The sequence below is a fragment of the Arthrobacter sp. E44 genome (assembly GCF_041877125.1).
In the GTDB taxonomy this organism is placed as follows: Bacteria; Actinomycetota; Actinomycetes; order Actinomycetales; family Micrococcaceae; genus Arthrobacter.
Genome location: NZ_JBHDJA010000008.1, coordinates 34,562 through 59,042, shown reverse-complemented (window position 1 = coordinate 59,042; position 24,481 = coordinate 34,562). Strand labels below are relative to the sequence as shown.

Here is a 24,481-nt window from a genome sequence, read left to right as displayed (position 1 = left end):
GCCGGCCCGGCGCAGGGATGGTGTTCGCCTGTAACGGACGGGGACGTCCAGTGTCACTGCCCGGTTGTAAATTAGATCCATGAGCCTTGCGCAGGAAGTCAAACGTGTTGTAGCGCCCTTCGAAGTCATCAGCGAATTCAAGCCCGCAGGGGACCAGCCCGCAGCCATCGCGGAGCTGACCGAGCGCATCAACAACGGTGAAAAGGACGTGGTGCTGCTCGGTGCCACGGGCACCGGTAAAAGCGCCACCACCGCCTGGCTCATTGAGCAGGTGCAGCGCCCCACCCTGGTGATGGTGCAGAACAAGACCCTCGCCGCGCAGCTGGCCAACGAGTTCCGCGAACTCCTGCCCAACAACGCGGTGGAGTACTTCGTCTCCTACTACGACTACTACCAGCCCGAAGCCTACGTGGCCCAGACGGACACCTTCATCGAGAAGGACTCCTCGATCAATGAGGAAGTCGAACGGCTCCGGCACTCGGCCACGAACGCCCTGCTGACCCGCCGCGATGTGGTGGTGGTGGCCACCGTCTCCTGCATTTACGGTCTGGGCACGCCGGAGGAATACATCGCCGGAATGGTCACGCTCCGCAAGGGCGCCGAGATGAACCGGGACGACCTCCTGCGGAAGTTCGTCGCCATGCAATACTCGCGCAACGACATGGACTTCCACCGGGGAACCTTCCGGGTGCGTGGCGATACCGTGGAAATCATCCCGATGTACGAGGAACTGGCTATCCGGATCGAGTTCTTTGGCGACGAGATCGAGAACATCCAGACCCTTCACCCGCTTACCGGCCAGGTTATTCGCGACGAAGAGGAGATGTACGTGTTCCCGGCCTCGCACTATGTTGCCGGGCCGGAACGGATGGCGCGCGCCATCAAGCGGATCGAGGATGAACTGGCAGACCGGCTGAAGGTGCTGGAAAGCCAGAACAAGTTGGTGGAAGCACAGCGCCTGCGCATGCGCACCACGTACGACCTTGAAATGATGCAGCAGATGGGCTTCTGCAACGGCATCGAGAACTATTCGTCCCACATTGACGGGCGCGGGCCGGGCACTGCCCCGCATTGCCTCCTGGACTATTTCCCGGACGACTTCCTGCTGGTGGTGGATGAGTCCCACGTCACCATTCCCCAGATCGGGGCGATGTACGAAGGCGACATGTCGCGGAAGCGGAACCTGGTGGATTTTGGTTTCCGGCTGCCGTCCGCCATGGACAACCGGCCGCTGAAGTGGGACGAATTCCTGGAACGGGTAGGCCAGACCGTCTACCTTTCCGCTACTCCGGGCAAGTATGAGCTGGGCAAGGCCGACGGCTTCGTCCAGCAGATCATCCGGCCCACGGGCCTTGTCGATCCGGAGGTGGTGGTCAAGCCCACCAAGGGCCAGATCGATGACCTGCTCGGTGAAATCAAGACGAGGGTGGAGAGGAATGAACGGGTCCTGGTGACCACCTTGACCAAGCGCATGGCCGAGGACCTGACCGACTATCTCCTGGGCCACGGCGTCAAGGTGGAGTACCTCCACTCCGACGTGGATACCCTGCGGCGGGTGGAGTTGCTGCGCGAACTGCGGATGGGGTCCTTTGACGTCCTGGTGGGCATCAACCTGCTCCGTGAAGGCCTCGACCTTCCCGAGGTCTCCCTGGTCAGCATCCTGGATGCGGACAAGGAAGGCTTCCTGCGCTCGTCCACGTCGCTCATCCAGACCATCGGGCGTGCCGCCCGCAACGTGTCCGGCGAGGTGCACATGTACGCGGACCGCATCACTGACTCCATGGCCAACGCCATCGACGAGACCAACCGGCGGCGCGCCATCCAGGTGGCCTATAACAAGGAGCACGGCGTGGATCCGCAGCCGCTGCGGAAGAAGATTGCCGACATCACGGACCAGCTGGCCAAGGAAGACGCCGACACCGATGCGCTGTTGGGCAGCTTCGACTACGGCAAGGGCAAGCGCGGGATCACCGGGGCAACCAAACCCGGTGCCAAGGCAGCCAAGAAGGGTGCCGCCACGGTCCGGGCCGATGGGCTGGCGGCGGCCCCTGCCGAGGACCTGGTGGGCCTGATCGAGCAGCTGACGGAACAAATGCACGGAGCGGCCGCCGAACTGCAGTTCGAGGTGGCAGCCCGGATCCGCGACGAGGTCAGCGAGCTGAAGAAGGAACTGCGCCAGATGCAGGCCGCGGGCCACGCCTAGGCCGCACCTCTTCCCGCAACCGGCAGGGTACAGGCAACTGCCTAAGCAGGAACGGCGGGCACCCCTCAGGGGTGCCCGCCGTTTTCACCTATGGGCCGGTCCGGCCGCCTACTTCTTCCTGGCGGAGTCGATCATGTCCTTTGCTTCCTGCATAAGGCCCTTGGCTGCGTCCGAAGGTGACCTGCGGTCGAAAAGGACATCGCTGCTGTACCGCTGGATCAGCGCCTGCACCCCGGAAGAACCGGTGGGGGGTACGGGAGGGACGCCTTTCAGATCCGGCTTGATGTCCTTGAGGAACGCCGCCGCGGCTTTGTCCGCGGGTGTCAGCTGCGGGTCGATCGCTGTCTGGACTTCCGAGTTGGTGGGGAAGCCGCGCTCCGTCAGGATGGTCTTGGCCGCGTCCAGGTTGTTCAGCAGGTAGTTGACCACCTCGGCGGCTTCCTTGGGATGCTTGCTGCGTGAGGAAACAGACCAGAACATGGACGGCTTGTAGGACATGCCGTTGTCCTTGGCGCTGCCGGTGGAACTGGGTGCGCGCAGGATCTTTACCTCAGTCTTCAGTGCGGACTGGAGCGCGTTGACCTGGTTGGTCCACCACCACGACATGGCGGTCTTGCCCGTGGCGAAGAGGGTTTGTTCAACCGGCGCGCTGATGTCCTCCGCGGCGATGTTGGCTGGAGCGGCTGCGCCCTTGTTCCGCAGGTTCAGCACATTCTCGAAGAAGGACGTAGCCGTGGCCTCCTTGAAGCCAAGGCCGCCGTCCGCCGAGTACAGCGACTCGCCGTGCTGCATGGCCCAAGTGTTCAGGTCAGAGTCCGTCAGCGAGTAGGAACTGCCGTAGTTGGTCTGGCCGGACTTCGCCGCAGCGGCGGCGATCTGGGCAGCGGTCTTGGTGTAGTCATCCCAGGTCCAGGTTTTGTCATCCGGGATCGGGACGCCGTAGTCCTGGAACATCTTGGTGTTGATCATCACGGCCTTGGCATTTTGGCCGGTGCTAAGGCCGTACTGCTTGCCGTCCACCTGCCCGGACTTCAGGGCGTCCTGGTCAATTTTGGAAGTGTCGATGTTGCCCTGCTTTGACAGGTCCAGCAGTGCCCCGCGGCCACCGTATTCTGCGATATAGGCCTGGTCCATCTGGATCACGTCGGGGGAGTCGTTGGCGGCGGTGGTGGTGGCAAGCTTGTCCCAGTAGCTGCTCCACACCCCCGGCTCGGCCTGGATCTTGATGTTGGGATGCGACGCCTGGAAGGCATCGATGACCTGCTGCGTCTGTTTGTTCCGCAGGTCGTTGCCCCACCATGTGAAGCGGACGGTGACATTGCCGCCGCTGTCGCTGGAGGAGGCGGAGGAGCAGCCGGTAGCCAGCAGGGCTACCGTGGCGGCGGTGGCAAAGGCCTTGGCCACCATGCTGGTGCGAAGTGGAGTCTTCATTGACCAACCTTGACTTTCTGGAAGAACACTAGGTCGACATGAGAAAGCGTTTTCTCACTGCCCGTGATTATTTCAAGCGGCATAAGGCCTGGTCAATGGTTTTTGGGAAACCGTTATCCGGTGCGTCCGCCGGGACGTCATCCCGGACGGGCTGGGGTAGAGTTATAGGCACGTAGGGGAGTATCCCAAGCGCTACGATCGTCAACACGCAGGGCACAGTTGCCCTGCCGGGCGTAGCGGGCCACCACATCAGCACCAAGTGCCACAGCAGCACGGGGAGCGCAGGCAGGCCGGAGAGACTTACACCATTTTGTGTACCCTGCGAAAGGCTGCCCTGTGCTCGACTTGCCCGTATGGTTCGAGGTTGGCTCATTTGCCGTCCTCGGCCTGATTCTCGTGATCGATCTCCTCTTGGTGGTGCGGCGGCCGCACGAACCGTCCATGAAGGAGGCGGGACTGTGGGTGGCCTTCTACGTCACGCTCGCCCTGGCCTTTGCCGGCGCCATATTCGCTTTCACCGGCCCTGAATTCGGCAGCCAGTTCGTTGCCGGCTGGGTCACGGAGTACAGCCTCAGCATTGACAACCTGTTCGTGTTCATCATCATCATGGCCAGGTTCTCCGTCCCGCGGAAATACCAGCAGGAAGTGCTGATGGTGGGCATCATCATCGCGCTCATCCTGCGCGGCATCTTCATCCTGCTGGGCGCCGTCGTCATCAACCAGTTCAGCTGGGTGTTCTATATCTTCGGCGCCTTCCTGCTCTGGACGGCTTGGAAGCAGGCCCAGGACGAAGGCGAAGAGGAAGAAGACCGCGAGAATCCGCTGATTGCCAAAATCCGCAAGGTCATCCCCATGTCGGAGAAGTTCGACGGCGGCAAGTTGCGGACCGTGGTCAACGGCAAGAAGGTTTTCACCCCCATGGTGATCGTCTTCATCACGATCGGCCTGACGGACCTGCTGTTCGCCGTGGACTCCATCCCGGCGATCTTCGGGCTGACCCAGAGTCCCTTCATTGTCTTCACCGCCAACCTCTTCGCCCTGATGGGCCTGCGGCAGCTGTACTTCCTGCTCGGCGGCCTGATGAACCGGCTGATCTACCTCAAGCACGCGCTGTCGGTCATCCTGGCGTTCATTGGCGTCAAGCTGGTCCTGCACGCCATGCACGTCAACGAGCTGCCGTTCATCAACGGTGGCCAGCACATCGAGTGGGCGCCGGAGATTCCCACCTTCGTCTCGCTCGCCGTCATTGTGGGCACCATCGTCATTGCCGTGGTCGCCAGCCTGCTCAGCTCCAAGGCCAAGGTTGCCGAAGTTGATCCCCGGCTTGAAGAAGACGCCCGGAAGAGCCACAGCGACGCCGAATAGGGCTGCGCCGCACGAAGCAATCCGGGTAGTCCCGGCCGCCCAGGCGGCCGGGACTACCCGCTTAAAACGTTGGTAGCAGCAACGGCTCAAACCCCCTGTAGGGCTCCCCGGGACAGGTCTATGCTCGAAACATGGCCCGCACACCCGTGAAGGATCAGGGCGTGCTCCAAGTGCAGCGGCGCACCGTTGTGCTTTTGAGCGCGGCCCAAGTGTTCGGCGGACTCGGGACGGGAGCAACCGTGTCCATCGGCTCCATCCTGGCCGTCGAACTTTCGGGGTCCAGTGCGTGGGCCGGGTCTGTTGCCACCGTGATGACGCTCGGGGCAGCCGCCGCAGCGCTGCCGCTGGCGTCACTGGCCGAACGGCGCGGCCGCCGCGTGGGCCAGGTGGCCGGCCTCTCCGCCGCGCTGGCGGGTGCGGTGCTCATGGTGCTGGCCGTTATTTCCGGGTCCTTCATCGTGCTGGTCCTGGGAGCAGCAGGGATCGGCGTGGGAACCGCGGCGAGCCTGCAGGCCAGGTTCGCCGCAGTCGATCTCGCTGCCGCCGGGCACCGCGGCCGGGCACTGTCCACCGTCGTCTGGGCAGTGACTGTTGGTGCCGTTGCCGGGCCGAATCTCGTCCAGCCCGGCACGGCCGTTGGAGCGGCACTGGGCCTGCCGCCTATCGCAGGACCTTTCGTGATCTCCGTGGCCGGGCTCCTGATCGCCACCGTGCTCGTGTTCGCCGGCCTCCGCCCGGACCCGCTCCTGCTGGCACGCGAACTCGCTGCCGCCAACAGCAACAAGGATCAGCCCGCGGGCCATGAACCGCCGGCTCCGGCGGTTCATGCGCCGCACTCGGGCGCTCCCGGGCCTGGTGTCCCCGGGCAGGATGTCCACGCCGCGCCGCAGACCGTCGCAGGCTCCCTTGGCCGCGGACTGCAGGCCATCCGGAGTTCCCGGACGGCGCTGCTGGCCGTGACCGGAATCGTCGCCGCCCATGCCGTGATGGTGGGCGTGATGTCCATGACGCCGCTGCACCTTCAGCACTTGGTGGAGGGTCCCGGTCCGCATGCAGGGCATGCCGAAGGTGATGTGCTGGTCATCATCGGCTTCACCATTTCACTGCATATTGCCGGGATGTTCGCGCTCTCCCCGGTGATGGGCTGGCTGACGGACCGGGCAGGCCGGATCGAGACCATCATGATCGGTTTCTCGGTGCTGGTCGCAGCAGTCGCGATTGCAGGATTCGGGCAGTCCTCAACTGCCGCCGTGGCTGCCGGGCTCGTCCTGTTGGGCGTGGGGTGGTCGGCGGCCACCATCTCGGGGTCCACGCTGCTGGCGGACAGTGTCGGGCGGGATGCCAGGGTAGCGGTGCAGGGCGTCTCCGACATGCTGATGGGCGCTGCGGGAGCTTTGGGCGGCGCGTTGTCGGGACTGGTCCTGGGCTACGCCGGTTACTTGGGTCTGAACCTGCTGGGCGGAACCATTGGCGCGGCAGTCCTGGCCGCCGCCGTCGTCACCCGGACGTCGCACCGCCGGTCAGCGGCCGCCTGACCGCGCCATTCCCAGCAGGCGGGCGAAGATCCTTTCGCCGTCGTCGGCGATCCCGTCATGATGGAAATCGGTCGTCTCCCAGACCTGCAGGCCCTGCACTGCTGCCGCAGTGCGCAGGGAGAGGTCCCGGTCCACGTAGATGTCGTCGGAGTACACCGCAGCCGCAACGGGAACAGTGTTGGCGGCAAGCACGCTCAGGTCGTAAAGCGGCTGCCAGTCCTGCCTGCAAGCCAGCAGTTCCGCGACCTCGCGCAGGGGCTGGAGGGCCGGGTCCTGCTCGAAATACCACGGGTACACCATCTCGCCAGTCAGCAGCAGCGGCTCGGCGTCCGGCCTGAACCACGGGTTCTCGGCCAGCATCCGCCAGGCGGACCAATTCGTGGCCTGCCCCTGGCCATAGATGGATTCGTGCATCAGGGCGTACATCGGGTTGGAACGGCGGGACACGACGCCCTGGAGCTGGTCCAGGAACGTGTCCGAAAGCCTTGGCCCGCCGGCGGTCTCCACGAAGGCGTCCTCCAGCAGGTAGTGCAGGCTGTCCACCCGGGTGTTGCCGCCCAGGAATGCCCCCGCCATCTGGAACCGTTCCACGGTCAGCGGCACGCCGTCGGGCATCAACTCGGTCGTGGAGCGCAGGTGGCGGGCGATCCGTTCCACCCTCTTCCGGTCCTCCGGATACCAGCTGAAGTATTCCTCGTTCCGCGCCGCCACGCGCTGGTACGTGGCCCGGTACACGTCGTCCGCGCTGCCGGTGAGCGGTGCAAGGCCGCCGGTGATGAGGACTTCGCGCAGTCCCTCCGGCGCGAAGGACAGGTACGTCAGGGCACAAAAGCCGCCGTAGCTTTGGCCGTAGATGGTCCAGGGTTCGGAGCCAAGGGCCGTGCGGATCAGCTCCGCGTCCGCCACGATCGAGTCTGCCCTGAAATGCTCCAGGTAGGCGGCCTGCGCGGCTGCGGAGCCGCGGCCAGGCAGGGTGGTGCGGTCGAGGGGAGAGGAGAGCCCGGTGCCGCGCTGGTCCAGCATCAGGATCCGGAAGTCCTGCGCGGCCGCTTTGCTCCAGCCGCCCAGGGAAGCCCATCTGTTCCCGCGTCCGCCGGGGCCGCCCTGCAGGAACAGGAGCCACGGCAGCCCGCTGGCCGCCTCCTCACTGTGTGCCGCGGAGACGTACTCGCGGGCGAAAACGGTGATGGTCTCGCCGGAGGGTTCCGAATAGTCCAGCGGGACGGTGAAGTAGTGCTCCACGGTGCGCATGCCGCGGAATTCGTGCCTTGCCCTTACCTCGTGCCGGACCGCCGCGGCCGGGACGCGCTGCACGTTAACCACGGGCGGGAGCCGGAAGGGAAGCTGCCCGGCCAAACAGGTCCAGCGCCTCGCCGGTAAGCCGGAAGGTGGACCAGCCGTCCATGGGGCGGGCACCGAGGCGGCGGTAGAAATTGATGGAGGGTTCGTTCCAGTCCAGGACGCTCCATTCCACCCGTGCGTAACCGTTCTCGACGGCGATTGCGGCAAGGTGCTGCAGCAGCGCTTTGCCGTGCCCGTCGCCGCGGGCTTCCGGGCTGACGTAGAGGTCCTCCAGGTAGATCCCGTGCACGCCCTCCCAGGTGGAGTAGTTCAGGAACCACAGTGCGAAGCCCTGCACGTCGCCTGCATCATCTTCGGCCATGGCGGCGAAGACGCGGGGGTTGTCGCCAAAGAGCGCCTGCTCCAGCAGTTCCGGGGTGTTCCGGACGGCGTCGGGTTCCTTCTCGTAATGCGCCAGTTCATGGATCATCCGGAGGATGGCGGGGACGTCGTGCCGGGTTGCGGGGCGGATTACACTCATGGTTCGAGCTTACCGCCGGCACCGGCACGGCCCCGGCAGGTCGCTGGAGAGCGCCCGGGAACGCAGGCGGCCGGTGTCAGAGGCGGTTTACCTCCGTGATCCTGACCATGGCCGTTCCGGTCGCATCCGACTCTGCCAGGTCCACCTCCGCCGAGATCCCCCAGTCGTGGTTGCCCGCCGGATCGTCGAAGATCTGGCGGACCTTCCAGGTCCCCGGTTCCTCGGTGATCATCAGCAGGGCGGGGCCGCGCGCATCGGGACCCGTCCCGATGTCGTCGTGTTCGTCGAAGTAGTCGTCCAGCGCGTCCTCCCAGCGTTCGACACCCCAGCCGGAGCCGCCGTCGAGCTCTCCCAAAGCCGCGGAATCCTCATCGGCGAACAACTCCACGCGGCGGAACATCTCGTTGCGCACCATCACCCGGAACGCGCGGATGTTGGACGTGAGCGACGGCGGCGGGGGCGGCGGTGCGTCGTGCGGCGTAGGGGCCGCGCCGGAAGCCAGCTCCTCCCACTCATCCAGGAGGCTGGAGTCCACCTGCCGCACCAGCTCGCCCAGCCACGCGACGAGGTCTTCAAGGTCCTCCCGGAGCATGTCCTGCGGGACGGTCTGGCGCAGCGCCTTGAAGGCGTCGGCGAGGTACCGCAGCACAATCCCTTCGGACCGGGCCAGGCCGTAGAACTGGACGAATTCGCCGAAGTTCATGGCCCGTTCGTACATGTCGCGGACTATCGACTTGGGCGCGAGCTCAAAGTCTCCCACCCATGGCGCGGCCTTCCGGTACACCTCGAACGCTTCACCCAGGATCTCCGCAAGCGGCTGGGGATAGGTCACCTCATCCAGCATGGCCATCCGCTGGTCGTAGTCGATGCCGTCGGCCTTCATGGCGGCCACCGCTTCGCCGCGGGCCTTCTTCTGCTGCGCGGAGAGAATCTGGCGGGGCTTCTCCAGGGTCGCCTCGATCACGGACACCACATCCAGGGCGTACGACGGCGACTCCGGGTCAAGGAGGTCCAGCGCAGCAAGCGCGAAGGGGGAGAGCGGCTGGTTCAGGGCGAAGTTTGGCTGCAGGTGCACGGTCAGCCGGACAGTGCGGCCATCGGGGCCCTGTTCCTCCGGCGGAATCCGCTCGATCACCTCGGCGGCCAGCAGTTCCCGGTAGATCCCCAGCGCCTTCTTCATCAGCCGCAGCTGCGAGGGGCGTGGCTCATGGTTCTCGGTCAACAGCCGCCTGGCCGCCGCGAACGGATCCCCGGGCCTTTCCATCAGGTTCATCAGCATGGCGTGCGTCACCGTGAAACTCGACGTCAACGGATCCGGCACAGACTCCACGAGCCGCTTGAACGTCGGCTCGCCCCAGGAGACGAACCCCTCGGGCGGTTTCTTTTTCACCACCTGGCGCAGCTTCTTTTGGTCGTCTCCGAACTTGGCCGTGGCCTTGGCCATCGCCTTCACGTTCTCGATCACGTGCTCGGGAGCCTGCACCACCACCGTCCCGGCGGTGTCATAACCCGCCCGGCCTGCCCGGCCCGCAATCTGGTGGAACTCACGCGAATTAAGCAGCCGGGTGCGGACGCCGTCGTACTTGCTCAGGGCCGTGAGCAGCACCGTCCGGATGGGCACGTTGATGCCCACGCCCAGCGTGTCCGTGCCGCAAATAACCTTCAGCAGCCCCGCCTGGGCCAGCTGCTCCACCAGCCGGCGGTACTTTGGCAGCATGCCGGCATGGTGCACGCCGATTCCGTGGCGCACCAGCCTGTTCAGCGTCTTCCCAAACCCTGCGGCGAACCGGAAGTTGGCGATCAGCTCCGCGATCTTGTCCTTTTCCTCCCGGGTGCACACGTTGATGCTCATCAGGTTCTGGGCGCGGTCAATCGCTTCGAGCTGGCTAAAGTGCACCACGTAGACAGGCACCTGCCGGGTGGACAGCAGTTCCTCCAGGGTCTCGTGGACGGGAGTCTGGTGGTAGTAGTAATGCAGCGGAATGGGACGCTCCGCCGAGCTCACCGTGGTGGTGGCGCGGCCGGTCAGCGCGGTCAGTCCCTCCTCGAACCTGGTGACGTCGCCAAGCGTGGCGGACATCAGCAGGAACTGGGCCTGCGGAAGCTCAAGGAGGGGCACCTGCCAGGCCCAGCCGCGCTGCGGATCGGAGTAGAAGTGGAACTCGTCCATGATCACGGCACCGAGCTCCGCCGCCGGGCCCTCCCGCAGCGCGATGTTGGCCAGGATTTCCGCCGTGCAGCAGATGATGGGCGCGTCCTGGTTCACCCCGGAGTCACCGGTGATCATGCCCACGTTCTCGGCGCCGAAAATATCGCAAAGTGCGAAGAATTTCTCGGACACCAGGGCTTTGATGGGGGCGGTGTAGTAGCTGCGCCGGCCCTGGGCCATGGCCTGGAAGTGCGCGGCGATGGCCACCAGCGATTTGCCCGAGCCTGTGGGCGTCGCCAGGATGACGTTGGCGCCAGTTGCCAGCTCCATGATGGCCTCGTCCTGCGCTGGGTACAGCGACAGGCCCCGGCTTTCCGTCCACTCCACAAACCGCGTGTAAAGGGCGTCGGGATCGACGGCGGCGGCCGGGTTGGGAGTGGACAGATCGGTCAGCTGGTCAACGAGTTTCATTGAGTTCAACCTTAGTGCCACGTTGCGGAGGGACCAGGCGTACCTGCCGGGTTAGGCTACGGCTTGCCCGTGTGCGTCAGAACCTGGAGATATTCATGAAATGGGACCCCGCAAAGTACGTCGAGTTTGACGACTACCGGAACAGGCCGTTCTTCGACCTCACGGCAAGGATCCACGCGGAGGGGCCCGCGCAGGTGGTGGACCTTGGCTGCGGGCCCGGGAACCTTACGGCAACACTGGTCGAGCGCTGGCCGGGCGCCAAGGTGGTGGGCCTGGACTCTTCCGCGGAGATGCTGGCAAAGGCCGCCCCGCTGGCCGCGAAGATTCCTTCCCTGACATTTGAGCAGGCGGACATTGTGGACTGGATGCCGGCCCCCGCGACGGACGTCGTGGTGAGCAATGCCGCCTTGCAGTGGGTCCCGGGGCACCAGGACCTGATGCGGAAGTGGCTCGACGCCCTCCGGCCCGGCGCCTGGTTTGCCATGCAGGTGCCCGGGAACTTCAACGCCCCTTCGCACGCCCTGATGCGGGAACTCGCAGCCTCGGACAACTGGGCGTCCAAGCTGGACGGGGTGCTGCGGGGCGGGGAAACGGTGGGGGAGCCCGAAGACTACCTGGGCGTCCTGCTCGACGCCGGTTTCGCGGCTGACGCGTGGGAAACCAGCTACCAGCAGTTGCTCCACGGCCAGGACCCGGTGCTGGAGTGGGTCAGGGGCACGGCGCTCCGGCCGGTCATGGCCGCCCTTCACGAAGATGACGCCAAGCGCTTCGAATCCGAGTATGCCGCCGCCCTGCGGGACGCCTACCCCCAGGGCGTCCACGGCACCGTCTTCCCGTTCCGCCGGATCTTCGCAGTGGGCCGCAAGGATGTCGACGGATAGTTTTCACCCCCGTCACATGCCGTGACAGAAATGAAAAGTGATGTGGCTTACAATGGCGTCTGTGGTTTAGGGGTCAAGCCGCTGGCCCCCTTTTCGGCCGAACGCACATACAGGGGGTATTTTGCTGGTCGGACTCATGAAGCGGCAGCTTGCAGGCCAATACGCGCACGTCGGAGCGATCGTCCTCCTCCAGTTGGTCCAGGCGGCGGCGAACCTGCTGCTGCCCACGGTCAACGCGGCCATCATCGATGACGGCATCGTCGCCGGGAACCCGGAGGTGATCTCGCGGCTCGGGGTGCTCATGGCCGTGATCGCGGTGGTGCAGGCCGCCTCCGCCATCGCCGCGGGTTACCTGGGAGCGGTGGTGGCCATGAGGATCGGGCACCGCCTGCGGGCGGAGGTCTTCACCAGGATCCAGTCGCTGTCCACGCAGGATGTGGCCCTGTTTGGAACCCAAAGCCTGACCACCCGTGCAACCAACGATGTCCAGCAGGTCCAGGCCTTTGCCGTGCTGGTCTTCACCATGCTCTTTGCCGGCCCGGCCATGGGCATCGGTGGGATCGTGCTTGCTGTGCAGCAGGACGTGGCGCTGTCAGTGGTGGTGATCGGCATCGTGCCCCTGCTCCTGCTGATCATGTACCTGATCGTCCGCCGGTTGATTCCGCTCTACCGGGAAGGCCAGGACCTGCTGGACCGGTCCGGTGGCATCCTCCGCGAGCAGATCATTGGTGTGGATGTCATCCGTGCCTTTGTCCGGCAGGGCCACGAAGTGCGTCGGTTCGCGGAGACCAATGCGGGCCTGACGGCCAACAACCTGCAGTCGGCGCTCCTGGTGGCCGGGATGCTGCCGATGATCATGCTGGTGGTCAACATCAGTTCCGTCGCGGTCGTCTGGTTCGGCGGCCACCGCATCCAGGCAGGACTGATGAATCTCGGCGCGCTTACTGCGTTCATCGCCTACATCATGCAGATCCTGCTCGCCATCATGATGTCCATGTACGTCCTAATGACGGCGCCCCGCGCCGCCGTCTGCGCTGAACGGATCCAAGCGGTCCTCGACACCGAGCCGTCCGTCAGCAGCGAAGCGCAGCCGCACGCGCGGCTGGACCACCCCCGTTTTGATCCGGCCCAGCCGGCGGTGCTGACGTTCCAGGACGTGGGCTTTTCCTATCCGGGTGCAGAAGCCCCCGTGCTGGCCGGCATCAGTTTTACCGCTGCTCCCGGTAGCACCACCGCGATCGTCGGCTCCACCGGCAGCGGCAAGACCACCCTGCTGAACCTGGTTCCGCGTTTCCTTGACCCCACGGAAGGCCGGATTACGCTGGCCGGCCACGACATCCGGAACCTGCCCCTGGACCAGCTCCCGGCCGCCATGGCCATCGTGCCCCAGCATTCCCACCTGTTCACCGGCACCATCGCCGACAACCTGAGGATGGGCGCCCCCGACGCCACAGACGAGGAACTTTGGGCCACTTTGGAGGCGGCACAGACCATGCGCTTTATGCGTGACCTCCCGCTGGGGCTCGCCACCCCTGTCGGCCAGGGCGGCGCCAGCCTGTCGGGCGGGCAGCGGCAAAGGCTGTGCATTGCCAGGGCCCTGTTGCGCAAAGCGCCCCTTTACCTCTTCGATGACAGCTTTTCGGCCCTGGACTACGACACGGACACCCGGCTGCGGAAGGCCCTGGACCAGCAGCTCGCCGCGGCAACGACCATCCTGGTTGCCGAGCGCATTTCCGCCGTGGAGGACGCGGACCTCGTTTTGGTGCTCGACGACGGCGGGCTCGTTGCGCAGGGGACGCACCAGGAGCTGCTGGAAACCTCAGCCACCTACCGGGAAATTGCCGAGTCGCAGCTCGCGTTGGACGGCATGCTGTGACTGCCGGGGAGGAAGCCGGGGAAGCGGGGCAGGGGTTCTGGCCGATTGCCGGCAGGCTCCTTGGCCTCCTGCGCCCCTTCCGGCTGCGGATGCTGGCAGCCGTCGCGGCTACCTGCGCGTTCGCGGGCCTCAACGTTGCCGCCCCAAAGTACCTGGGTGATGCCACCGACATGGTGGTGGAGGGCATCTTCGAAGGCTCCCTGGACCAGGGCCTGGGAATCCTGCTGGCGGCCGTGGCCATGATGTACGTTTTCGCCTCCCTGTTCAACTGGGTGCAGGGCGCACTGACAGCCCACGCCGTGCAAGGGCTCATGTACGGCCTGCGTGCCTCGGTCGAGGACAAACTCCACCGCCTTCCCTCCACCTACTTCCGCGAACGCTCCCGGGGTGACGTCCTGAGCAGGGCCACCAACGACATCGACAACATTGCGCAGGCCCTCAACCAGGTCCTGACCCAGCTGATCGTGTCGGTGCTGATGCTGTTCGGTTCGCTGGCCATGATGCTGTGGATCTCGCCGCTGCTTGCAGCCATTGCCGTTGCCACCGTTCCCATTTCCACCTGGATTACGTTCCTGGTGGCCAGGCGGTCGCAGGAGCACTTCGCCACGCAATGGAAGGAGACCGGCGAACTTAACGCCCACGTGGAGGAATTCATCAGCGGGCACGAGGTCATCAAGGCTTTCGGCCGGCAGGGACACGCGGTGCAGGTCTTCAGCCGGAGCAACGGCCGCCTGGCACGGGCGGCTGCCAAAGCGCAGTACTCGGCGGGCGTGGTCCAGCCGTTGATGGTGCTGATGTCCAACCTCAACTACATAGCAGTTGCGGTGGTGGGAGCCCTGCAGGTCATCGCGGGAGCCATGACCATCGGGGGCGTCCAGGCCTTCGTCCAGTTCAGCCGCTTGTTCACCCAGCCGGTGGGCCAGATCGGGGGGCTCCTCAACGTCATGCAGTCCTGTGCGGCATCCGCGGGCAGGGTATTCGTGCTCCTGGACGCACATGAGGATCTGCCGGAGCCTGACCTGCACGAGCAGGACCCTCCTGCACGGGACGGGCTCGTGCCCGGCGCCCTGGCCGCGGGCCCCATCGCTTTCCAGGACGTCACGTTCGGGTACCCCGGATCCGTCCCCGCGGTCCGTAACCTCACCTTCACCGCGGAACCGGGGCAGTCGGTGGCAATCGTGGGGCATACAGGCGCGGGCAAGAGCACTGTGGTGAACCTGCTGATGCGGTTCCTGGAGCCCACATCCGGCTGGATCACCATGGGCGGAACGGACATCGCGGACATCCCCCGTGACCACCTTCGTGCCCGGTTTGCCGTGGTGCTGCAGGATTCCTGGCTTTTCGGGGGCACCATCCGCGACAACATCGCCTACGGCCGGCCCGACGCTCCGGAAGCCGCCATTGTCGCCGCCGCAGAGGCCACCCATGCCGACCACTTCATCAGGTCCCTGCCGCACGGCTACGACACTGTTTTGGAAAACGGCGGGGAGCCGCTCAGCCAGGGCCAGCGGCAGCTTCTCACGATCGCCAGGGCCCAGCTCGCCGGGCGCTCCGTACTTGTCCTGGATGAAGCAACCAGTTCGGTGGACTCCAGGACTGAGCTGCTTATCCGACAGGCGATGCAGCGGCTGCGCCGCGGGCGGACAAGTTTCGTGATCGCCCACCGTTTGTCCACCATCCGTAACGCTGATCTAATTCTCGTCATGGACCACGGACGCATCGTCGAGCAAGGCACGCATGGAAGCCTCCTTGCAGCGAACAGCTATTATGCCAGGCTGTACAACGCCCAGTTTGCAGAACGGGACGGCAAGGCCGGCGTCCTGGAGGGCGGCCTGTGAAGGCCGCTCCCGACTTCCCGGGGTCCTGGCGGCCCAACCAGGCCAGCAGCGTGGCGCTCTTCGAGCAGCTTCGGCTGCAGGTCATCCATCTGGCGGACAGTGGTGCACTGGCGCCCGGCACCAGGCTCCCCGCGGTACGGGCCCTCGCGGAACAACTCGACGTCGCCCCGCACACCGTGGCCAGGGCCTACAAGGAGCTGGAGGCGGCCGGCGTCGTTGCCACCCGGGGACGCAACGGGACCGTGGTTTGTGCGCGCGATGAGCGGCTGGGAGACCTCTCCGACGCCGCGGCCGCATATGCCACCGTCGCAAAATCCCAGGGCGCCAGCTTCGCCGAAGCGGTGAAGCTGCTGGCCGCCGCCTACGATGTTCCCTGAGGGCGGAACGGTCAGTGTTCGAAAAAGTTTTCGATTAGCATTATGGGGTGCCTAAAGCCTTAGCTGAAGAAACCCCTGCCCCCTCCGCTTCCCTCGCCGTCCCCTCCGCTGCGGCCCTGGAGCGCCCGGACCTCTCCCGCCTCGTGGTGAAGGGTGCGCGGGAGCACAACCTGCGCAACGTGGACCTCGACCTGCCGCGGGACGCCATGATCGTCTTCACCGGACTCTCCGGATCCGGCAAGTCTTCCCTGGCGTTCGACACCATCTTCGCCGAGGGCCAGCGGCGCTACGTCGAATCACTCTCCGCCTACGCGCGCCAGTTCCTGGGCCAAGTGGACAAGCCCGATGTTGATTTCATCGAAGGCCTCTCCCCGGCGGTTTCCATTGACCAGAAATCCACCAGCAAGAACCCGCGCTCCACGGTGGGCACCATCACCGAGATCTACGACTATATGCGCCTCCTTTGGGCACGCGTCGGCCGCCCGCACTGCCCTGTTTGCGGTGAACCGGTGTCCAAGCAAACCCCGCAGCAGATTGTCGACCAGCTCTTGGAACTCGACGAAGGCACCCGGTTCCAGGTCCTGGCCCCCGTGGTCCGCGGACGCAAGGGCGAGTTCGTCGACCTCTTCAAGGACCTCAGCGCCAAGGGCTACTCGCGGGCACGGGTGGACGGCGACCTGGTCCAGCTGAGCGATCCGCCCAAGCTTGGCAAGCAGTTCAAGCACACCATTGAGGTGGTGGTGGACCGCCTGGTGGTCAAGGAAGGGATCAGCCAGCGGCTGACCGACTCCATCGAGACCGCCCTGGGACTGGCCGAGGGACGTGTCCTGGCGGAGTTCGTCGACGTTGATGCGGACGCCCCCGAACGGATCCGGGCGTTCTCGGAAAACCTGGCGTGCCCCAACGAGCACCCCCTCGCCATCGACGAGATCGAGCCCCGCTCCTTCTCCTTCAACAACCCCTTCGGCGCCTGCGCGGCCTGCAGCGGCATCGGTACCCGGCTTGAGGTGGATGAGGAACTCATCGTTCCCAACCCGGAACTGTCCCTGTCCGAGGGCGCCATCGCGCCGTGGTCCATGGGAACGGCCACCACCGAGTACTGGAACCGGCTGCTGGAGGGCCTGGCCAAGGAAGTGGGCTTCTCCATGACCACGCCGTGGGAGAAGCTGGGCAAGGACGTGCGCCAGACCGTCCTGCACGGCAAGGACCACAAAGTGGTGGTGCAGTACCGCAACCGCTTTGGCCGTGAACGCAAGTACAGCACCGGGTTCGAAGGTGCCATCCAGTACGTCCACCGCAAGCACGGCGAGACCGATTCCGACTGGGCGCGCGACCGCTACGAGGAGTACATGCGGCAGGTTCCGTGCCCCGCATGCAACGGAGCCCGACTCAACCCCGCCTCCCTGTCCGTCCTCATCAACGGCAAGTCCATCGCCGAGGTAGCCGCCCTCCCCATGCGGGAATGTGCCGAATTCCTGAACAACCTGGTGCTGACCGGGCGCGAAGCCCAGATCGCCCACCAGGTCCTCAAGGAGATCCAGGCCCGGCTGACCTTCCTCCTGGATGTCGGGCTGGAGTACCTCAACCTGGAACGGCCCTCGGCCACCCTGTCCGGCGGCGAAGCCCAGCGCATCCGGCTGGCCACCCAGATCGGGTCCGGCCTGGTGGGTGTCCTCTACGTCCTCGATGAACCCTCCATCGGCCTCCACCAGCGCGACAACCGCCGGCTGATCGAAACCCTCACCCGGCTCCGCGACATGGGTAACACCCTGATTGTCGTGGAGCACGACGAAGATACCATCCACGTGGCCGACTGGATCGTGGACATTGGGCCCGGCGCCGGCGAGCACGGCGGCCAGGTGGTCCACTCCGGCACCTACAAGGAACTGCTGGCCAACACGGAATCCCTGACCGGTGACTATTTGTCCGGCCGCAAGGCCATCGAAGTGCCCAAGAAGCGCCGCAAGTACGACAAGAAGCGCGAGATCAAGGTAGTGGGCGCGCGGGAGAACAACCTCGTGAACGTCGACGCTGCCTTCCCCCTGGGCCTCTTCACCGCGGTGACCGGAGTGAGTGGCTCGGGGAAGTCCACGCTGGTGAACGAAATCCTCTACAAAGTCCTGGCGAACAAGCTCAACGGCGCCAAGCAGGTGGCCGGGCGGCACAAGACAGTCCAGGGCCTGGAGCACCTGGACAAGGTAGTGCACGTCGACCAGAGCCCCATCGGGCGTACCCCCCGGTCCAATCCGGCCACGTACACCGGCGTCTTCGACAACATCCGCAAGCTCTTCGCGGAAACCACCGAAGCCAAGGTGCGCGGCTACCTGCCCGGCCGTTTCTCCTTCAACGTCAAGGGCGGCCGCTGCGAGGCGTGCTCGGGTGACGGCACGCTGAAGATCGAGATGAACTTCCTGCCTGACGTTTACGTCCCCTGCGAGGTGTGCCACGGGGCCCGCTACAACCGGGAAACCCTGGAGGTGCACTACAAGGGCAAAACCATCGCGGATGTCCTCAACATGCCCATCGAAGAGGCCGCCGAATTCTTCGCGGCGTTCTCACCCATCGCACGTCACCTGAACACCCTGGTGGACGTAGGACTGGGCTACGTGCGGCTGGGCCAGCCGGCCACCACGCTGTCCGGCGGCGAAGCGCAACGGGTCAAGCTCGCCGCGGAACTGCAGAAGCGCTCCAACGGGCGCAGCATCTATGTCCTGGACGAGCCCACCACGGGCCTGCACTTCGAAGACATCCGCAAGCTGCTCATGGTCCTGCAGGGACTGGTGGACAAGGGCAACACGGTGATCACCATCGAGCACAACCTGGACGTCATCAAGAGTGCAGACTGGCTGGTGGACCTGGGGCCTGACGGCGGTTCCGGCGGGGGCCAGATTGTGGCTGCGGGAACGCCGGAGCAGGTGGCGAAGTCCAGCACCAGCCATACCGGGAAATTCCTCGCCGAAATACTCGGCTGAGCGAGGGAATTACAAGCGAAGTATTCCTCGCAGGGAATGCGAGTTTCAGGCAGTCCTGCTGTCGTGAGAAACTAACCCGGTGACTTCAACAACAGTGCCCGTGATCTTTGACCTGGACGGCACTCTTGTCGACCCGGCCGGTGGAATTACTGAGGGGATTGCGTCGGCCCTCCGGGAGCTGGGGCTCCCCGTTCCCGGCCAGGACCTGCTTGACTCCATGATCGGCCCCAAGCTGAGCGATTCACTGCTCAACGTGGCAAAGGTGCCGGCGGACCGCCTGGAAGAGGTGGTCCGCCGCTACCGCGAATACTACGTCGCCACGGGAATTGCCCAGAGCCGGCTGTACCCGGGCATCCGCGAAATCCTCGAATCGTTCGCAGAGGATGGACGCCCCGTGGCCGTTGCCACCCAAAAGCCGCAGCGGCTTGCCCACAAGGTCCTGGCGCACCACGGCATCGATGGATTCTTCCACGGCATCCACGGCTCCGCCGACGACGAAGCAAGGGTGGAAGGCGTTCCGCTTGGCAAGACGCAGATCATCGCCGCCGCCCTGCGGGACCTGGACACGCAGCACGCCATCATGGTGGGGGACCGCGCCCAGGACGTTTCCGGTGCAATCGCCAACGGACTGGACTGCATCGGGGTGGTCTGGGGCTTCGCTCCGGACGGTGAGCTGGAGGAAGCCGGCTCCGTGGCAGTCGTTAATACAGGCGAGGAACTCGTTTCGGTCATCGAGCGGCTCCAGGCAGTCCACACCGCGGCCATGAGCGGGGTGAGCAACGATGGAAATGTTTGATGCCGTCCGCTGGACAACCCGCAACCTGATCGCCGGCACCTGCCGGCCCACCGTCGTCGGACTCGAAAACGTCCCTTCCGACGGTCCCTTCATCGTGGCCCCCAACCACCTGTCCTTTTTCGACAGCGTGATCGTCCAGGCGCTGATGCCGCGGCCCGTCGCTTTCTTCGCCAAGGCCGAATACTTCACCACCGGCGGCGTCAAGGGCAAGGTCATGAAGGCGTTCTTCGAATCCGTGGGCTCCATCCCGGTGGAGCGCGGCGAACAGGCCGCCAGCGTGCAGGCCCTCAAGACCCTGCTGGACATCCTGGAGGCTGGCCGGGGCATCGGCATCTACCCGGAAGGCACGCGCTCCCGCGACGGCATCCTTTACCGGGGGCGTACCGGTGTCGGTTGGCTGGCACTCACCACCGGGGCCCCCGTCATTCCCGTGGGCCTGATCGGGACCGAGAAGCTGCAGCGGGCCGGAGAAAAAGGGGTCAGGCCGCAGCACTTCACCATGAAGGTGGGGGAGCCGCTGTACTTCGACAAGACGGGTCCGGACCACTCCCTGCCCGCCCGCCGTGAGGTCACGGACCGGATTATGGACGCCATCGCCGAGCTCAGCGGCCAGGAACGCTCTGCCAGCTACAACCAGAGCAAGTCCGCGGAGTAACCGGCTGGCAAGGAGACCCGGCGCGACTCAGTAGACTTGATAGGTGGCAAATCCAGCAAGTTACCGCCCCAAAACCGGTGAAATCCCCACCAACCCGGGCGTCTACCGGTTCCGCGATCCGCACGGCCGGGTCATTTATGTAGGCAAAGCCAAGAGCCTCCGGTCCCGGCTGAACTCCTATTTCGCCAACCCGGCCGGGCTGCTGCCCAAGACCTATGCGATGGTTCATGCGGCCAGCAGCGTCGAGTGGACGGTGGTGGGCAGCGAGCTGGAGTCGCTGCAGCTGGAATACACCTGGATCAAGGAATTCAAGCCCCGGTTCAATGTGGTGTTCAGGGATGACAAGACCTATCCCTACCTTGCCGTGACGATGGGCGAAAAGTACCCGCGGGTCCAGGTGATGCGCGGTGACAAGCGGAAGGGGACCCGCTACTTCGGCCCCTACACAGCCGGGGCCATCCGGGAAACCATGGACACCCTGCTCCGCGTCTTCCCTGTCCGGAGCTGCAGCGCCGGCGTCTTCAAGCGGGCCGAGGCCAGCGGGCGGCCGTGCCTGCTGGGATACATCGACAAGTGCTCAGCACCCTGCGTGGGCCGGATCTCGCCACAGGACCACCGGGCACTGGCCGACGATTTCTGCGCCTTCATGGGTGGCGAGGCCACAAGGTTCATCAACAAGCTTGAGAAGCAAATGGGCGACGCCGTGGCGAAGCTCGACTATGAGCACGCCGCCAGGCTCCGGGACGACATCACCGCGCTGCGCAAGGTCTTCGAGCGGAACGCGGTGGTCCTGTCCGAGGACACCGACGCCGACGTCTTCGCCCTGCACGAGGACGAACTCGAAGCTGCCGTCCAGGTGTTCCACGTCCGCGGCGGCAGGATCCGGGGCCAGCGCGGCTGGGTGGTGGAGAAGGTGGAAGACTTCAGCACGCCTGACTTGGTTGAGCACCTGCTCCAGCAGGTTTACGGCGAGGACGGCGATACCCACGGCCGGCTGCCCCGCGAAGTCCTGGTGCCCGTGGCGCCCAGCAACATGGAGGACCTGGCGAAGTGGCTGGCCGGCATCCGCGGCGCCAAGGTGGACATCCGGGTGCCCCAGCGGGGGGACAAGGCGGCGCTGATGTCCACCGTGCGCGAGAACGCCGAGCACGCGCTGAGGCTTCACAAGACCCGCCGTGCGGGGGACATCACCGTGCGGTCCCAGGCCCTCCAGGAGCTGCAGGAAGCCCTGGACCTGCCCGTGCCGCTGCTGCGGATCGAGTGCTTCGACGTCTCCCACGTGCAGGGCACCAACGTGGTGGCCTCCATGGTGGTGGTGGAGGACGGATTGCCCAAGAAGTCCGACTACCGGAAGTTCTCCATCACGGGTCCCGCAGCGTCCGATGACACCGCGGCCATGCATGACGTCCTCACCCGCCGGTTCCGTCACTACCTGCAGGACAAGTCCGCGCAAGTGGATGAGTCCGTCCTTGCAGCGGACGGGTTGGCAGCGGACGGCCTGGCAGTGCCTGGCCAGGATGAGGCCGGCCAGGCGGCCGCAACCGAAGCTGCCGCCCTGGACACCACCACCCCGGCGCCCAAGGCGAAATTCGCGTACCCGCCCAACCTGGTGGTGGTGGACGGCGGCCAGCCCCAGGTCAACGCCGCGGCCCGCGCCCTGAAGGACCTGGGCATCGATGATGTGTACGTGGTGGGGCTGGCCAAGCGCCTTGAGGAAGTGTGGCTCCCGGACAGCGACTTCCCGGTCATCCTGCCCCGCACCTCCCAGGGGCTGTACCTGCTGCAGCGGATCCGAGACGAGGCGCACCGCTTCGCCATCACGTTCCACCGCCAGAAGCGCGGCAAGGCCATGACCGTTTCGGCGCTGGACGCCGTTCCGGGCCTGGGTGCCTCCAAGCGCAAGGCCTTGCTGGCGCACTTCGGCTCGGTGAAGGGCGTCAAGGCTGCCACCGCGGAAGAGCTCGCGGAGGCAAAAGGCATAGGCCCGGCACTGGCCAGTGCCATCGTGAACCACTTCGCTGCGGATGGGCCCGAAGCAGTCACAGTGCCGGCGATCAACATGACCACCGGCGAAATCATTGAATCTTAGCTAGGGTAAAGGACGGGGCAGCGCCATCGCTGCTGCCCACGGGGACAACGAGGAAACGGGGCAGGCTTCATGGCAGACACGACGGCGGAATCCGGGGCCGGGCACGACGGGATGGAACCCGTCAAACCGGTCGAAGCGGAGCTGCTGGTGGTCACCGGAATGTCCGGCGCCGGCCGAAGCACGGCCGCCGACGCCCTGGAGGACCACGGCTGGTACGTCGTGGAGAACCTGCCGCCGCAGATGCTGGGCACGCTCGCGGAACTGGTCTCGCACGCACCGCAGTCCATTCCCCGGCTGGCAGTGGTTATCGACGTCCGCAGCAAAGGCCTTTTTGCCGACATCCGTTCTGCCCTGCACGCACTCGCCGCCAGCGGGGTCACTTTCCGGGTCCTGTTCCTCGACGCCAGCGACAACGTCCTGGTCCGGCGCTTTGAACAGGGGCGCCGTCCACACCCGCTGCAGGGCGGCGGGCGCATCCTCGACGGTATTGCCGCCGAACGTGAGCTGCTGCAGGAACTGCGCGACAGCTCCGACGTCGTCCTGGATACCTCCAACTACAACGTCCACGGCCTGGCCACCGCCATCACGGAGCTCTTCAGCGAAACCGGTCCTGTTGCCCTGCGGCTCAACGTGATGAGTTTCGGCTTCAAGTACGGCCTGCCGGTGGATGCCAACTACGTGGCCGATGTCCGGTTCATCCCAAACCCGCACTGGGTGCCCCAGCTCCGTCCGCAGACCGGCCTGGACAAGGACGTCAGCGACTATGTGCTGGAAGCCGAAGGCGTCAAGAACTTCGTGGACCGCTACGTCCTGGCCCTGGAGCCCGTCCTGGAGGGGTACCGCAGGGAAAACAAGCACTACGCCACCATCGCGGTCGGCTGCACCGGCGGCAAGCACCGCTCGGTGGCCGTGGCCGTGGAGCTCTCCAAGAAACTCGCACAGTACCCGCGGGTCACGGTGACCACCGCGCACCGGGATCTGGGCCGCGAGTAATGGCCCTGTTCACCGGAGCCCTGCCCCTGGTGCCGCCGGCCGCTGGTAAGGGCTCGGGACAGCAGGACAAGGGTCCCAACGTGGTGGCCTTGGGCGGCGGCCACGGCCTGGCGGCCTCGCTGTCGGCGCTGCGGCTGCTCACCTCCGAACTCACCGCGGTGGTCACGGTAGCGGACGACGGCGGCTCGTCCGGGCGTCTGCGCGAGGAGTACGGCGTCCTTCCGCCGGGGGACCTCCGGATGGCACTGTCCGCGCTCTGCGACGACACCGACTGGGGACGGACGTGGCGCGATGTCATGCAGCACCGCTTCCGTGCCGGGAAAGGCCCGGGCGGCTCCCTGGACGAGCATGCCATGGGCAACCTGCTGATCGTGACACTGTGGGAACTGCTGGGTGACGCCGTCGCAGGGCTCAAGTGGGCCGGTGCCTTGCTCGGCGCCCGGGGGCAGGTCCTGCCCATGTCCACCGTCCCGCTCACCATCGAAGGCGACGTGCGCGTGGCCGCCCCGGATGGTGCCATCAGCCTGCAGACCATCCACGGCCAGGCGCGCTGCGCCGTGGCCGGCTCGCTGGAGGAAGTCCGGCTCCTGCCCAAGGCAGCCCCGGCCTGCACGGACGCCCTGACAGCCATCGAACTGGCGGACTGGGTGGTCCTGGGCCCGGGCTCCTGGTACACATCGGTCCTGCCGCACCTGCTCCTGCCGGAGATGCGGCAGGCGCTGTGCAGTACCCCGGCCAAGCGCTGCCTGACCATGAACCTCGCCATGGATACCAAGGAAACCACTGGCATGACGGCGGCGGACCATCTGCACGTCCTTCGGCGCTACGCTCCGGAGTTCAGCGTGGACGTGGTCCTGGCCGATCCCGCGTCGGTGCCGGACCGGCAGGAGTTCGAGAAGGCTGCCGGCATGCTCGGGGCGGAAGTTGTCTTGGGTAAAGTAGGGGCGTCGGGACGCCGCCCCGTCCACGAGCCGCTCAGGCTGGCCACGGCGTACCAGGACATTTTCGGGAACAGTTAGGAAGGTGCC

At 65.6% G+C, this 24,481-nt stretch carries 17 protein-coding genes; 13 read left to right on the top strand and 4 right to left on the bottom strand.

Going from position 1 to position 24,481, the window contains the following annotated elements:
• Positions 1 to 79: 79 nt before the first annotated feature.
• Positions 80 to 2,203: an excinuclease ABC subunit UvrB gene (gene uvrB / locus ACETK3_RS09045; RefSeq protein WP_373992768.1), complete on the top strand. Its 2,124-nt coding sequence runs from the start codon at positions 80 to 82 to the stop codon at positions 2,201 to 2,203.
• A 108-nt stretch (positions 2,204 to 2,311) separates the two neighbouring features.
• Here the strand turns inward: uvrB and ACETK3_RS09040 are convergent, their stop codons facing one another.
• Complete coding sequence (locus ACETK3_RS09040) at positions 2,312 to 3,634, bottom strand: ABC transporter substrate-binding protein (protein ID WP_373992767.1); 1,323 nt, start codon at positions 3,632 to 3,634, stop codon at positions 2,312 to 2,314.
• Positions 3,635 to 3,970: 336 nt separating this feature from the next.
• On the opposite strand from ACETK3_RS09040, the gene ACETK3_RS09035 reads away from it, so the two are divergent.
• A complete protein-coding gene (locus ACETK3_RS09035; protein ID WP_306970154.1) occupies positions 3,971 to 4,999 on the top strand; it encodes a TerC family protein in 1,029 nt (342 codons plus the stop codon).
• A gap of 131 nt (positions 5,000 to 5,130) precedes the next feature.
• Positions 5,131 to 6,534 (top strand): MFS transporter, encoded by a 1,404-nt coding sequence (locus tag ACETK3_RS09030; protein WP_306970152.1) that lies wholly within the window; start codon positions 5,131 to 5,133, stop codon positions 6,532 to 6,534.
• On the opposite strand, the gene ACETK3_RS09025 is transcribed toward ACETK3_RS09030, so the two are convergent.
• From ACETK3_RS09025 to ACETK3_RS09015, 3 genes are all read right to left on the bottom strand, one after another.
• Complete coding sequence (locus tag ACETK3_RS09025) at positions 6,520 to 7,785, bottom strand: alpha/beta fold hydrolase (RefSeq protein ID WP_306970272.1); 1,266 nt, start codon at positions 7,783 to 7,785, stop codon at positions 6,520 to 6,522. The genes ACETK3_RS09030 and ACETK3_RS09025 overlap by 15 nt on opposite strands.
• Before the next feature lie 64 nt (positions 7,786 to 7,849).
• Positions 7,850 to 8,356, bottom strand: a complete 507-nt coding sequence (locus ACETK3_RS09020; protein ID WP_237430398.1) for a GNAT family N-acetyltransferase — start codon at positions 8,354 to 8,356, stop codon at positions 7,850 to 7,852.
• A 76-nt stretch (positions 8,357 to 8,432) separates the two neighbouring features.
• On the bottom strand, positions 8,433 to 10,976 hold the full coding sequence (locus tag ACETK3_RS09015) for a DEAD/DEAH box helicase (RefSeq protein WP_373992766.1): 2,544 nt from the start codon (positions 10,974 to 10,976) through the stop codon (positions 8,433 to 8,435).
• A gap of 95 nt (positions 10,977 to 11,071) precedes the next feature.
• Here ACETK3_RS09015 and ACETK3_RS09010 point away from each other — a divergent pair, with 95 nt between their 5' ends.
• The 10 genes from ACETK3_RS09010 (at position 11,072) to yvcK (ending at position 24,472) form a co-directional block, all read left to right on the top strand.
• Positions 11,072 to 11,857: a trans-aconitate 2-methyltransferase gene (locus tag ACETK3_RS09010; protein WP_306970149.1), complete on the top strand. Its 786-nt coding sequence runs from the start codon at positions 11,072 to 11,074 to the stop codon at positions 11,855 to 11,857.
• A 136-nt stretch (positions 11,858 to 11,993) separates the two neighbouring features.
• On the top strand, positions 11,994 to 13,733 hold the full coding sequence (locus tag ACETK3_RS09005; RefSeq protein ID WP_373992765.1) for an ABC transporter ATP-binding protein: 1,740 nt from the start codon (positions 11,994 to 11,996) through the stop codon (positions 13,731 to 13,733).
• Positions 13,730 to 15,571, top strand: coding sequence for an ABC transporter ATP-binding protein (locus ACETK3_RS09000; RefSeq protein WP_373992764.1), 1,842 nt, complete (start codon positions 13,730 to 13,732; stop codon positions 15,569 to 15,571). The genes ACETK3_RS09005 and ACETK3_RS09000 overlap by 4 nt, the downstream gene beginning before the upstream one ends.
• Positions 15,568 to 15,948, top strand: coding sequence for a GntR family transcriptional regulator (locus tag ACETK3_RS08995; protein ID WP_306970145.1), 381 nt, complete (start codon positions 15,568 to 15,570; stop codon positions 15,946 to 15,948). Before ACETK3_RS09000 ends, ACETK3_RS08995 begins: the two co-directional genes overlap by 4 nt.
• A gap of 47 nt (positions 15,949 to 15,995) precedes the next feature.
• Positions 15,996 to 18,920 carry an excinuclease ABC subunit UvrA gene (gene uvrA / locus ACETK3_RS08990; protein WP_236802604.1) on the top strand — a complete coding sequence of 975 codons (2,925 nt, stop codon included), beginning with the start codon at positions 15,996 to 15,998 and terminating at the stop codon, positions 18,918 to 18,920.
• 79 nt (positions 18,921 to 18,999) lie between these two features.
• On the top strand, positions 19,000 to 19,716 hold the full coding sequence (locus ACETK3_RS08985) for an HAD hydrolase-like protein (RefSeq protein WP_236802606.1): 717 nt from the start codon (positions 19,000 to 19,002) through the stop codon (positions 19,714 to 19,716).
• The gene (locus tag ACETK3_RS08980) at positions 19,703 to 20,371 is read left to right on the top strand and encodes a 1-acyl-sn-glycerol-3-phosphate acyltransferase (RefSeq protein ID WP_236802608.1); all 669 of its coding nucleotides are present in this window, start codon (positions 19,703 to 19,705) and stop codon (positions 20,369 to 20,371) included. Before ACETK3_RS08985 ends, ACETK3_RS08980 begins: the two co-directional genes overlap by 14 nt.
• Positions 20,372 to 20,414: 43 nt before the next feature.
• Positions 20,415 to 22,460, top strand: a complete 2,046-nt coding sequence (gene uvrC, locus ACETK3_RS08975) for an excinuclease ABC subunit UvrC (RefSeq protein WP_306970139.1) — start codon at positions 20,415 to 20,417, stop codon at positions 22,458 to 22,460.
• Between the two features lie 69 nt (positions 22,461 to 22,529).
• Positions 22,530 to 23,453, top strand: a complete 924-nt coding sequence (rapZ, locus tag ACETK3_RS08970; protein WP_142133918.1) for an RNase adapter RapZ — start codon at positions 22,530 to 22,532, stop codon at positions 23,451 to 23,453.
• Positions 23,453 to 24,472 (top strand): uridine diphosphate-N-acetylglucosamine-binding protein YvcK, encoded by a 1,020-nt coding sequence (gene yvcK, locus ACETK3_RS08965; RefSeq protein ID WP_306970138.1) that lies wholly within the window; start codon positions 23,453 to 23,455, stop codon positions 24,470 to 24,472. The genes rapZ and yvcK overlap by 1 nt, the downstream gene beginning before the upstream one ends.
• Positions 24,473 to 24,481: the final 9 nt, after the last annotated feature.

What these genes read in the sequence shown, in the direction of transcription:
- uvrB (WP_373992768.1), top strand. Translation starts at nt 80, where the DNA reads ATGAGCCTTGCGCAGGAAGTCAAACGTGTTGTAGCGCCCTTCGAAGTC.
- ACETK3_RS09040 (WP_373992767.1), bottom strand. Translation starts at nt 3,634, where the DNA reads ATGAAGACTCCACTTCGCACCAGCATGGTGGCCAAGGCCTTTGCCACC.
- ACETK3_RS09030 (WP_306970152.1), top strand. Translation starts at nt 5,131, where the DNA reads ATGGCCCGCACACCCGTGAAGGATCAGGGCGTGCTCCAAGTGCAGCGG.
- ACETK3_RS09025 (WP_306970272.1), bottom strand. Translation starts at nt 7,785, where the DNA reads ATGCGCACCGTGGAGCACTACTTCACCGTCCCGCTGGACTATTCGGAA.
- ACETK3_RS09020 (WP_237430398.1), bottom strand. Translation starts at nt 8,356, where the DNA reads ATGAGTGTAATCCGCCCCGCAACCCGGCACGACGTCCCCGCCATCCTC.
- ACETK3_RS09015 (WP_373992766.1), bottom strand. Translation starts at nt 10,976, where the DNA reads ATGAAACTCGTTGACCAGCTGACCGATCTGTCCACTCCCAACCCGGCC.
- ACETK3_RS09010 (WP_306970149.1), top strand. Translation starts at nt 11,072, where the DNA reads ATGAAATGGGACCCCGCAAAGTACGTCGAGTTTGACGACTACCGGAAC.
- ACETK3_RS09005 (WP_373992765.1), top strand. Translation starts at nt 11,994, where the DNA reads ATGAAGCGGCAGCTTGCAGGCCAATACGCGCACGTCGGAGCGATCGTC.
- ACETK3_RS08980 (WP_236802608.1), top strand. Translation starts at nt 19,703, where the DNA reads ATGGAAATGTTTGATGCCGTCCGCTGGACAACCCGCAACCTGATCGCC.
- rapZ (WP_142133918.1), top strand. Translation starts at nt 22,530, where the DNA reads ATGGCAGACACGACGGCGGAATCCGGGGCCGGGCACGACGGGATGGAA.
- yvcK (WP_306970138.1), top strand. Translation starts at nt 23,453, where the DNA reads ATGGCCCTGTTCACCGGAGCCCTGCCCCTGGTGCCGCCGGCCGCTGGT.